Below are 11,722 nucleotides of genomic sequence, written 5' to 3'. Positions count from 1 at the left end.
AGATCTCCGGCCTTTTTGACTGACTGAAAACGATAGTCAGGAATTACTTCTTGTCAGTGCTGTTTTTGTCATTTTTGGTTTTATCGCTGTCGTCAGCGATATCCAGCAGTTCAACTTCGAAGATCAGTGTAGAAGCTGGTGGGATGGACCCTGCAGCCTGATCACCGTACCCCAGTTCAGCTGGAATATACAGCTTGTACTTGGAGCCTTCCGGCATCAATTGCAGACCTTCCTGCCAGCCTTTGATCACGCCGTTAAGAGGGAAGGTAGCTGGCTGGCCGCGCTCAACACTGCTGTCGAAAACGGTGCCATCGATCAGGGTGCCCGTATAGTGAACGGTGACCTGGTCTTCAGGGCCCGGCCTTGCTGCATCTTCTTTACCGGCTTCAATGACTTCGTACTGCAAACCTGAATCAGTGGTTTTCACGCCTTCTCTCTTGGCGTTTTCCTTCAGGAAGTCTTCTCCCTTCTTGCGGTCTTCGTCCAGACGCTCCTGAACCTTTTTCTCAATGATGGGTCGGATACGCTCTTCGTGACCCTGCAGGGCGGTGCGAATCTCTTCATCGTTCAGCTTACTCTCGCCATTCAAGGCTTCCATAAATCCTTTCTTGAGCAGTTCACGGTCAATGGTGATACCCATTTCTTCCTGCTGCTTGAGGGTTTGATCTGCGTAGTTGCCTAGCGAAGCCCCCATTGCGTAGGCGGCTTTCTGCTCAGGGGATTCCAGCTTGACTTCTTCAGTAACGGGTTGGGTGTTTTCCCTACAACCTGCGGCAAGAGCAACTACTGCGGCCAACGTGGTTACTTTGAGAACCTTTTTCACTATTTTTCTCCAATGGGTTGGTCAAAGTCCTGCCAGTCAAGGGCTTAGACCCGGTATAGACAGGGAGAACCCTGCCCTGATGATTAAATATTGAATAATGGCACAGGGATTATAGTAATTGAACTTTTCAGAGCTTTTTTTGTGGGTTCTGACACTCTCTTGACCTTTTCAAACTGGATGTTGACTAAATTAGCGGCTTTATTGGTACATTTGTGCATATTTTTATGGATTCAGCCTGTGTCTTAAAGCTTGTTAACGGGAGAGGGAGCATGAGGATGCAGCCTCGGCAGGCCAAGGGAGATCAATGTAGTCAAGGCAACAAACAGGCAGGATACCCAGAGGCAGACAGTCAGTCCACCCAACTGGAACAGCCATCCTGATAATAGGGTACCCGTCAGTCGACCCATGGCATTGGCCATATAATAGAATCCCACATCCATGGACGCTCCATCCTCCCGGGCATAGCTGACAATCAGGTATGAATGCAGTGAGGAGTTAATAGCGAAGATGGCACCAAACACCAGCAGTCCGGCAATAATAGTCAGCTCAGGGTGCCATTCCAGCTGGATGCCCGAGGCAACAGCTATTGCGGATAATAACAGTGCTGCTGCCCAGACAGTGGCAGCTCTGCGTCCGGGAGGTGAGTCACTTTCATTGCCGGTAATTCGTGGCGCCAGCCCTTGCACAAACCCATAACCCATCACCCAAAGGGCCATAAAGCCACCGGTTTCAGAGTGACTCCATCCAAAGACACCAGAGAGATAGACCGGCAGGGCAATGACAAACCAGACATCCCGGGAGCCAAACAGAAACATTCTGGCTGCTGAGAGGATGTTGATGGCGCGGTTGTCAGAAAATATATGACTAAATTTCGCTTTTGCTCTGGACTTGCCGAAGTCCCGGTTCAGCCAGATCAGACTCATAATCAGAACCAGAGCCAGAACTGTCGCCATGGCAAACAGTGTATTTCTGAAGCCAATCAGTGATAAAAGTGCACCACCCAGAAAGAAGCCAGCGCCTTTCAGAGCATTTTTTGATCCTGTCAGGATAGCGACCCATTGGTACAGCTTACCCTGTTGTTTGCTACTGACCAGTTTTTTGATGGCCGTTTTGGCACTCATTTTATTCAGGTCTTTGGCAATACCTGAAAGGGCCTGGGCAAACATGACCAGTGGCACCGATAACCACTGGGAAGGTACGCTAAGCAACAACAAAGCAAAAATCTGCAGGCCAAGGCCGAAGTTCATCGTGCGGTTCAATCCCAGCCTGGACGCCAGCCAGCCGCCAACCAGGTTGGTTACCACACCGAAGAACTCATAGAACAGAAACAGCATGGCTATTTCCAGAGACTGATAGCCGAGACTGTAAAAATGCAGTACCACCAGCATCCGGAGGGCGCCATCGGTCAGGGTGAAATTCCAGTAATTGAACGTCACCAGCAAGTACTGTCTGAGGTCATACGACAGATTCTTTAACATTATACTTTCCGACCTATCTGCTGCTGTCTGAAGCCTGTGCTTTCAGGCGGATCTTTTCCTGGTTAATAAAGTCCGGCTGGCCGGTTCTTGTTACCGCCAGAATCAGCTTCATCCAGGGTGGAAGATTGGGATTGAGGCGATAGAAAATGTTCTGGGCACGGCGATGGGAGCCCAGCACTTTTAAAGAACGCATCTGTGCCAGATGACGGGAAATCTTGGACTGACTTTCCTGAAGGGCTTCTACCAGATCATTGACGCAGAGTTCATGTTCATCCTCAATCAGCATAAGAATACGCAGTCGTGTATTGTCAGAAAGCAGCTTGAAAAAATCGACCGGATTGGAATCATTTTTGATAACACCGGGGGTATTCAGCTGGAGAAACAGTTTGATGTGTCCTTCCAGAATGTCGGCAGTAGTTTCAAACGGGCTCAGACCTTCCTGTCGTCTGGGGTCTGCAAGATCCCAGTGTAACAGTGCGTCCGATTGAGGGTAGTGAGCACATTCGTTCTTGGCGTTATCACACAGGGTGATAACATAATCAAAATGCTGTTCATCAAGATCCTCCAGGCTCTTGCTTGTCAGGCCATCAGCGGCGATGCCCCGTTTTTTCAGCGTCTGAAAGACTCTGTCATCAATACCCTGGGGCTGGGTTCCGGCACTGAAAACTCTGAAGTCATCATCGGCCATATTGCGAAAGATGGCTTCTGCCAGCTGAGAGCGGGCCGAGTTTCCGGTACAGAGAAACAAGATAGAAAACAGTGGCATCATCGGTAATAAATGTCCGTCGTATAACACTCGGTTTGGTCGGCTCAGGGCCGGGTTTGAAATTAACTCAGCCTCCTAGCAGCCTGTCGGACTTAAGACTGTCCTACTGCGGTTGCAATAAATTGGTCTAAAAATCTCTGTTTCTTCGTCAAATAGCTCGCTATTCTCCTCAGAAACAGAGATTTTTATCCTCAATTTCTTGCAATCCTCGCTACGGACGCTTAAGTCCGACAGGCTGCTAGCCCGACTTTTCTGGCCAGTTCAGCCGTTCTGACTGAATAGCCCATCTCATTGTCGTACCAGGCATAGATCTTCACCATTCGATCATTGACCACCATGGTTGAGAGCGCATCGACAATACTGGAGCGGGTATCGCCCAGATAATCGATAGAAACCAGGGGCCTTTCCTCGTAACCGAGAATGCCTTCCAGTTCATTTTCGGCGGCTGACTTCAGCAGACTGTTCACTTCTTCAATACGGGTGTCTTTTGCCACTTCAAACACCATATCGGTCAGAGAAGCGTTGGCCAGAGGCACACGGACAGCATGGCCATTCAGCTTGCCCTTCAATTCCGGAAAGATGTGGGTGATGGCTGTTGCAGAGCCGGTGGTGGTGGGAATCAGTGACATACCGCAGGCTCTGGCACGACGCAGATCCTTGTGCGGAGCATCGAGAATGGTCTGGGTGTTGGTGATGTCGTGAATAGTCGTCATGCTGCCACGAACAATGCCCAGGTTTTCGTGAATAACTTTTACGACAGGTGCCAGGCAGTTGGTGGTGCAGGATGCAGCCGTTACAATTCGGTGTGTTTCCGGATCGAACAGGTGATCGTTAACACCCATAACGGCGTTCAGAACCCCTTCTTCTTTGACAGGAGCGGTTACAACCACTCTCTTGACGCCCTGGTTGAGGTATTTTTGCAGGATTGACGTTTTCTTGTGAACGCCGGTGCCGTCAATAACCACATCGCAGTCTGACCAGTCCAGGTCGTCTATTTCTTTTATCTGACTGCAGGTGATCGTCCTGCCATCAACGTTAATGCGGTTGTCAGTGGCTGAAATATTGCGTGACCAGCGACCCTGAACAGAATCAAACTCCAGCAGGTGCGCCAGGGTTGAGGCACTGCCTGCTACATCGTTGATTCTGACAAACTCCAGCTCTGGCCAGTCAAAAGCTGCACGCAGCACCAGACGGCCGATTCGGCCAAAACCATTAATACCTACTTTTACTGCCATGATGACCTCACTGCTTCAGGTTGTTTTATGAATTGAAGAACAAGTTTTAATATTTGAATATGCGGATAATCAAATATAAAAAAAAGAGTGTCAAGTATTACGCGTTGATTTCAGTCATTCTACCTGCGGGACTTAAGTTGGGTTTGCATGGCTAAAAAGCTCTTGGTAGCAGATTTCTATGGAGATAGCGGCTATGGATGAAAGGATAGACCCGGTTTTCACTGGTGGCATTCTTGAACTGGTCATCAGGGCTCGCTGGCGTGAAGTCGTGGCCCTGGAAGCTGAGTAATGAGCAATTTGACTAAAAATTCATCAGACTTCTGGCTAAATCCTTTCAAATCCAGTAGATTACGTCGGTTTTACTGGCTATCCCTGCTCAGAGGTTATCGGGTACGGATACAAAATTTACGATCAAATGTGGTGGGCTACCTATGCTTTATGCCGAAGGCAACCGTCTGATGAACCTTGCGGATAAACACAACCGGGGTTTCGAGCGTAAGAAAACAGCCCGGCTGGGTACTGAGAAAAATCCTGCCAGTGTGGTTGTTCAGAATGAAGAGCGTGAGCAGGAGCTGTCGGCCATTTTTGAAGAGAATGGTTGGTTTTACACCATTGAGATAGATGAAGAGAAGCAGGAAGATGTCTCTGATCTGGAGTTACTGAAGAACCTGCCAACCACCAGGGTGGTAGAAAAAACACCGGGTCGCAACGATCCTTGTGTTTGTGGTAGCGGTAAGAAATACAAGAAGTGCTGTGGCCGATCATAATAGCCTGGCACTGTGCTACATAAGAACCTGCCAGACTTTTCAGGCGGCTTTCACTTCAAAAGGCTCTGTTGGTTACCTGGTGGTAGTTCATTTGCCACCGGACTCGACTGTCTCCCACCTTGATTATTGCCCTATCGTTTTGTAACTCTGGCATCTGTGAAGCTGCAAGCATTTATAACGAATGGTGATTCTGGAGTTAATTTATCCTATCCAGCGGATTATCGACTTCGCTGATTTGGACCAGTGCAGACTGTTATTGATTACTGAAGCCCGGAATCTTTAGCGGAGTGAGCTGGCGCTAAGCGGCGCCACCCAGTGTGTTTGATGAAAAACACAAGCACTGTTGGTTGTCATTACCAACATAGTATGAACTTTTATTACAAATCCGTGTCCAACCTGTCATATCCACTTTTAATGTCGTTTCAAAATAAGGACAAATACAAATTTTAGAGGAGCTGGAAATGACACCAGAAATCAGGCAAATTAATGACAATTCCAAAATTGTCGATTCAATACAGACACACTCAGGGCGATCTCAATCAGAGCCGCCAACCGGAATCGGAATGGGCAGAGACATTAATACATCTGGCCAGTGTGAATCTTTATTGGAGCAAATGCCCTTAGAATTGAAGTATAAAATCATTGACTCTTTGGATCTTCCAACTGCAACCCTTCTAAAACGGACATGCACCAACCTCAAAAATGCTATCAAAGACGGCGATATTCTGGCAAAAGTCTGGTATGACCGGTTTCCTTCGGCACATCAGGCTCGACTGGAAACAATCGTCAGTGCATTAGATGACAACCAGCTCCAGGATTGGTTGGGACAGTTTACGAATGATGAGGCGCTAATCAAGTCACTTATTGCACGTCGGGAGAGTAATGAATTTGCTGCTATTTTCTATTTCACCATTAGTGAACTGATGTCTAAATGTGAAACATTTAAATTAGCTGAAAAAAGCGAGATTTCTCATGGCGGCCGGGTTGAATCGGCCACCTTCAGCGCCGACTGCCTCCATCTGGTGACCAAGACAGCGTCTAACGGTCATAACACAGCGAAAATCTCTGGTTATGACATCAGTGGATCATGGGATGTAAAAGTAAACATTTTTCATGCTGATTTTATCAATTCAGCCACCTTCAGCCCCGATGGCAATCATTTGGTCACCGCCAGTGATGATGGCTCAGTGAAAATCTATGGTCAGCAGGTTGATGGATCGTGGGAAGCAAAAGTGACCATTGTTCATGGCCGTAAGGTCAAGTCAGCGATCTTCGGCCCCGATGGTACTTTTGTGGTGACCGCCAGCGGTGATCGCTCGGCGAAAATCTATGGCCAGGATGCCAATGGATTTTGGGTGCTAAAAGCCAGCCTTTCCCATGAAGGTTCGGTCCAGTCTGCCTCCTTCAGTACTAATGGACGCTATGTGATAACCACTGGCAATGATAATAAGTTGAGAATCCATTGTCAGGAGGACGATGGGTCATGGCTGCAGACAGACACTATTGCCCATGACATTGACTGTCATGTCTTCTCAGCCACCTTAAGCCCCGATGGCACTCATGTGGTGACCGTCGGTCAAATGTATGCAAACAGTATGGATCCATACCCCTACCCCTCCGTCTGTGATGACATGGTGAAAATCTATAGCCAGAACGCCGATGGATCGTGGAAAGAAAAGGCGGACATTCGCCATAATCGTTTGGTCAATTCAGCTAGCTTCAGCCCCGATGGCAGCCATGTGGTGACTGCCAGTGAAGATGGTTCGGCGGAAATCTATGGCCAGAAAGCCGATGGATCATGGGCACGAAAAGCCAGCATTCGCCATCAGAGATCGGTGATATCAGCCACTTTCAGCGCCGATGGCCGCCATGTGGTGACTGCCAGCCGCGACAAAATGGTGAAAATCTATGGTTTGAATGCCGATGGAGTCTGGGAAGAAAAAGCGTCCATTGCTCATGACGACGAGGTCAATTCAGCCATCTTCAGCGCTGATGGTCGCCATGTGGTAACCGCGAGTAAAGATGGAACGGCGAAAATCATTGGTCAGGAGATCGATGGGTCATGGGTAGAGAAAGCCTCCATTTCGCATCAGGATGCAGTCAACTCAGCAGCCTTCACTAACGATGGTCGCTATGTGGTAACCGCCAGTGATGATCAGATGGTGAAAATCACTGAAATAAGGATGGGTAATTGATTTTTTGTTATCACCTCTTGTGGTTGTTTAATTTCATAATAGGGTTTTGTATTCCCCACGCAGGAACCCTCAGGGTCTGAAAGCGTGGGAACCAGAGTTTACAGGTTGGTCTACTCTGAAGGCTGCATATCCTTTGGAGGGTATGGTGTGAATTTCAGGAAATTTCTGGTGGTTCTGTCAGTTATTCTCGGCATTTTTTCTGGGAGTAAATGTTTTTCATGGTGGTTATGTGGTGATTATATGGTACCCAATTTTCCCGTTTTGGCCATTCCTGGTCACGAGGCTTTCATGCAAGATCTCATGGCGGCTGCCCATGAAGTCCTGAATCGTGATCCAGACGACGATGATTCTATAACTGACACGCTACCTGTCGTGCCGAAAGATGTTCTTCCCTATATTCCTTCCGACAGACAGCAAAATGCTGCACCCAAAAAACTGGACGAGTGCACCATTACCTTTCCTGAGGTGCCTGAGGATTCCCCTTTTCTGGTTGGTGTTCGGGAGAAAGATGCAAAGGCAGCAGCGAGGGCCCCAGAGGCAAAGGCCCCTGAGAGTTCAACAGAATGCAATCTGTCGGTTGAGCTTGCTGCACGTCAGGAAGAAAAAAAACAGCTGACCGACGCCATTATCGAATTACGACTTGAGTGTCTTAAAATCAGCCGCAAATGGGAAACTTACGTCCCCCGGGTGGATATCGATTCGGAAGCCGCCCGGGACGTAATTAACTACGCCATGGCTATGCGTCGCGGTACCGTAAAAAAGTCAACAGTCGCATACCATAGTGCGCAACTGAACAAGCAGGTGGATACTGTAAATGCACAGTCTGCAGGGGATCATCGCAGTCAGGCTGTCAATCGCCAGCCTGAGGCTGGCCCTACACCCAAATCACTCAGTAACGTCAGTATTTGCGCGGAATTAATGAAGACATTGGAGTTGGCAAAAGATGCTGCAGCTATTTATGATCCAGACAGAAGGTCACTTGAGGATGATGTCAAACTGCAAGAAACCATCAAAATCTATGAAACTTATCAAAAAGTAAAGGGGCAGTTAGTCGACTTACAGGCAGCCCTGCAGGGGATTGATGATATTTCGTAACTAAATGATTGCGACGATTTTATCAAAGTCACTGGTCCAGAAGAACGTGCATTTCTTCTATCTGTTTGCTGCAGCGGATGTTTGAGGGGGTAGAAGCCGGGTCAGGGCAATTCTCATCATAACCGGGATTAGGAGTTCGGGCGGGTGAAGCGATCATACAGTTCATCCAGATCAACCCAAAGAATGCTATTTCTTTCATTGCCTCAATCTTGCCCCGGAAAGTCTTAGGCCAGAAGCTTAAGGCATCAAAGATATCTGGCGTGCCAAGGCTTATCTCAATGCAATTACTGAACAATTCAAGCACAAATTCCCAAAAGCTGAATTCGCTACGATGGATGTTGATGTACAGGCTGTGTTTATAGGCTTCAAGGGAGTTCCAAACCATGCCGAGCATCATCATCGGAAAGGCATAGACACTGTTTGATAGCTGATAAGTGTTCCATATTTTCTGGTAGATCATGCCATGGAAGAAAATTTCAACCAGGTTGCCACCCCCATTGTACAGGGCATAAGTAGCGAGTTCTGATAAAGACTCTGGATGTAGATAGATATCATCTTTGATGGGCACGATAGGGTAGTCGGGGATTTCATAGACATGGTTGCTGTAGGTAGCTATTTTCAACAGTGTCTGACAGTCAGGGAGCAGGTTTTTCCCAGAGCTGTTAAAGGTCAATGAGGGAAATGAGTAACATGCGTATTCCAGTGTGTTGGGAGGCACAAAAACAGTTTTCTCGAAGATCCAACGCTCCTTATTTGAAAGGATGGTATGGCATACCAGGTGCCTGGGAAAATAAAAGGGGTCAACCTGATGACGATCCCTCATAGCTTTATGACAGCTTTCATGGGTTTTACTCATCTGAACACCGTCGTCCGCATGTGTCGCCATATGAAAATAAAAGCCGAGTAACGCAATGAGCTTAACAGTGCTAAGCATTTTAATTTTCAGTGAGCTGACTTTTGAAAGCAATTTATTGCAGCCCGGGCATCTTGCAGGATTATGGGAAGAATTCATCGGTGACTTTTCCTTTCTAAAGGATCAGATCTTCAGCGAAGCGTAGACCTTTTTGATAAATTGTAAAAAAGAATGGTTTTTGCACAATGGAGTTTTGCGACACCCGCTAAGTTCATCTCAATGAAAAAAAACATTTCTGTTTCTGTTGCCAGAGACCTTCTGGAAAAGCTCAGACCTGCAGCAGGTCATCCTGTTTCAGTCAGACATTCCGGGTAAAGTTTTTTGTTACGTGGGAATCTATTGATCCAGAAGAACGTGCATTTCTTCTATCTGTTTGATGCAGGGGGCGTTTTCGGGGGCAGAAGCCAGGGTCGGGCAGTACTCATGGTAAGCATTGTCCAGGGAGTATGAAATCCAGGAAGTTGCAGTGACATAGCAGTTCAGCCAGGTGAGTCCAAAAAATACCAGCTCTTTCATTAAATAGATGTCGTCCGGGAAATCTTTCGTTAAATAGATATCGTTCCGGAAAGTTGGTAATAATTTTAATGCCTTAATGACTTCTGGTGCTTCAAGCTCTATTTCAATGGGCATGCTGATCATTTCAAAAACGGTTTCCCAGGTGGTGAATTCATGTTCGCGATGAGTGTTAATGGCATGCAGGCCGTGTTTATAGATTGCAAGGGAGTTCCAGACTACGCCGAGCATCATCAGTCGAAAAGCGATGGAATTGTCAGAGAGTTGATAATTTTGCCATATATCCCAGTAGATCATGCCATGGAAGAAGACAGCAGCCAGATTGCCACCGTTGTACAGGACAGAGGTAATGAGTTCTGACAGGGTCTGCGTGGGATGCAGATAGATATCGTCTTTGATGAGTACGATTGGGTAGGGGTAGTCGGGTATTTTGACGGCTCGGCTGGGGGGGACGGTTTTATTTGATATTGCCTGACAATCAGATAACTGGGCTTTCTCAGAGGTATTTCTGGCGGGTGGGCTACAGGTGTATTCCAGTCTGTTGGGAGGCACGAATGCGGTCTTCTTGATAAAGATATCCTTTTCAGTGTAAAGGACGCTTTTGCATCTCAGACGTTTGGGGAAATAAAAGGGGTCGAAATGATGACGGTCCCGCATGGCTTTATGACAGTTTTCATGGATTTTACTCATCTGAACCCCGTCATCCGCTTGCACTGACATGTGAAAACAAAAACTGAACAGAACCATGAGCTGGATAGTCCCGAGGTGTCTGATTATCAGTGCGCCGGCTTTTAAGAACTGTTTATTGCAGCCCGGGCATCCTGCAAGCCTTTGGTAAGGAGTCATTGGTGCCTCTTACTATCAGAAGAATAAAGCAGACGAATAAGACATGCAGGAAAGCGTAGACTTTTTTCAGAAATCAGGCATTCAGCATAGCAGCACCACGTACACCCCCGGCATCACCGAATTCTGCCTTACGAATCTCCGGCAGTTGTCCGATGTTCAGAGTGTATTTTCGCAGCAGAGGAGGAACCAGTTCGTAGAGTTCATCAAAGTTTGACAGGCCGCCACCCAGAACAATGACACCGGGGTCCAGAATATTGATCATGGCACCCAGTCCCGAAGCGAGCAGTTCACAATAAATCTCAACAGCTCGTTCTGCCCGGGCATCATGATGGCGGTATAGTTGTACTATGTCTTTGCCTGACCGGGACTCGGAGGCGACATGCTTATATGCCAGCTCCAGACCTCTGCCTGACAAGTAGTTATCCAGACAGCCGTGCATGCCACAGCCACACTTGACGATGGGGAAGTTTTCGCCAGCCAGTTTGAAAACATGGTAGGGCAGTGGTGTGTGTCCCCATTCGCCTGCCAGGTTGTTTCTACCATCATGAATATTGCCGTTGATATAGAGACCGCCACCGCAACCGGTTCCGAGAATCACACCAAAAACCGTAGGGATTTTATCGCCTGCTCCGCCAATGGCTTCCGACAGGGCAAAGCAGTTGGCATCATTTTCAATTTTGATGGGGCGATCCAGAAGTAATTCAAGATCAACTTGCAGATTCTGGTTGTTGGTACAGGGCACATTAGCGCACTGAGCCTTGCCGGTATCAGGATTAACAAATCCGGGAATACCAATACCTACACTACCTCGTGTGTTTAATTCACGATCGGTTTCTAATACCAGCTCCCGTATGGCTTTTTTAAAGGCATCGTAGGAGTCGGTCGGTGTGGGTAAGCGTTTGCTCACGAGTTTGTTATGCTCATGATCAAAAACGGCCAGCTCCATTTTAGTACCACCGATATCCACTCCATACAGCATGGCTCACTCCTGAATCTGTTTGATGGCTGCGATAGAAAACAAACCTGCACAGGCTACGGCTTGAGCGGACACCGGTTGGTTTCATAGGCCGGGTCCTTTCAGATATGGGTTT

Annotated in this window: 10 protein-coding genes; 3 read left to right on the top strand and 7 right to left on the bottom strand. The window is 47.6% G+C overall.

What is annotated here, in order from left to right:
• Positions 1-43 precede the first annotated feature (43 nt).
• The 4 genes from fkpA to ACOMHB_RS19235 all read right to left on the bottom strand — a co-directional run bounded on the left by fkpA (position 44) and on the right by ACOMHB_RS19235 (position 4,302).
• The gene (gene fkpA / locus ACOMHB_RS19250) at positions 44-823 is read right to left on the bottom strand and encodes an FKBP-type peptidyl-prolyl cis-trans isomerase (protein WP_448217830.1); all 780 of its coding nucleotides are present in this window, start codon (positions 821-823) and stop codon (positions 44-46) included.
• Between the two features lie 242 nt (positions 824-1,065).
• Positions 1,066-2,301 carry an organoarsenical effux MFS transporter ArsJ gene (gene arsJ, locus ACOMHB_RS19245; protein ID WP_448217829.1) on the bottom strand — a complete coding sequence of 412 codons (1,236 nt, stop codon included), beginning with the start codon at positions 2,299-2,301 and terminating at the stop codon, positions 1,066-1,068.
• 13 nt (positions 2,302-2,314) lie between these two features.
• A complete protein-coding gene (locus ACOMHB_RS19240) occupies positions 2,315-3,070 on the bottom strand; it encodes a metalloregulator ArsR/SmtB family transcription factor (RefSeq protein ID WP_448217828.1) in 756 nt (251 codons plus the stop codon).
• Between the two features lie 218 nt (positions 3,071-3,288).
• On the bottom strand, positions 3,289-4,302 hold the full coding sequence (locus ACOMHB_RS19235; RefSeq protein WP_448217827.1) for an ArsJ-associated glyceraldehyde-3-phosphate dehydrogenase: 1,014 nt from the start codon (positions 4,300-4,302) through the stop codon (positions 3,289-3,291).
• A gap of 431 nt (positions 4,303-4,733) precedes the next feature.
• Here ACOMHB_RS19235 and ACOMHB_RS19230 point away from each other — a divergent pair, with 431 nt between their 5' ends.
• From ACOMHB_RS19230 to ACOMHB_RS19220, 3 genes are all read left to right on the top strand, one after another.
• Positions 4,734-5,069 (top strand): PBPRA1643 family SWIM/SEC-C metal-binding motif protein, encoded by a 336-nt coding sequence (locus ACOMHB_RS19230; RefSeq protein ID WP_422134705.1) that lies wholly within the window; start codon positions 4,734-4,736, stop codon positions 5,067-5,069.
• Between the two features lie 461 nt (positions 5,070-5,530).
• Complete coding sequence (locus tag ACOMHB_RS19225; protein WP_448217826.1) at positions 5,531-7,264, top strand: WD40 repeat domain-containing protein; 1,734 nt, start codon at positions 5,531-5,533, stop codon at positions 7,262-7,264.
• Between the two features lie 240 nt (positions 7,265-7,504).
• A complete protein-coding gene (locus tag ACOMHB_RS19220; protein ID WP_448217825.1) occupies positions 7,505-8,359 on the top strand; it encodes a hypothetical protein in 855 nt (284 codons plus the stop codon).
• A 28-nt stretch (positions 8,360-8,387) separates the two neighbouring features.
• Here the strand turns inward: ACOMHB_RS19220 and ACOMHB_RS19215 are convergent, their stop codons facing one another.
• The 3 genes from ACOMHB_RS19215 to nagK all read right to left on the bottom strand — a co-directional run bounded on the left by ACOMHB_RS19215 (position 8,388) and on the right by nagK (position 11,610).
• A complete protein-coding gene (locus tag ACOMHB_RS19215) occupies positions 8,388-9,371 on the bottom strand; it encodes a hypothetical protein (RefSeq protein ID WP_448217824.1) in 984 nt (327 codons plus the stop codon).
• A 237-nt stretch (positions 9,372-9,608) separates the two neighbouring features.
• Positions 9,609-10,475, bottom strand: coding sequence for a hypothetical protein (locus ACOMHB_RS19210; RefSeq protein ID WP_448217823.1), 867 nt, complete (start codon positions 10,473-10,475; stop codon positions 9,609-9,611).
• 229 nt (positions 10,476-10,704) lie between these two features.
• The gene (gene nagK, locus ACOMHB_RS19205; protein ID WP_448217822.1) at positions 10,705-11,610 is read right to left on the bottom strand and encodes an N-acetylglucosamine kinase; all 906 of its coding nucleotides are present in this window, start codon (positions 11,608-11,610) and stop codon (positions 10,705-10,707) included.
• Positions 11,611-11,722: the final 112 nt, after the last annotated feature.

The sequence above is a fragment of the Endozoicomonas sp. 2B-B genome (assembly GCF_053470045.1).
This window is presented reverse-complemented; position numbering and strand designations above follow the sequence as displayed.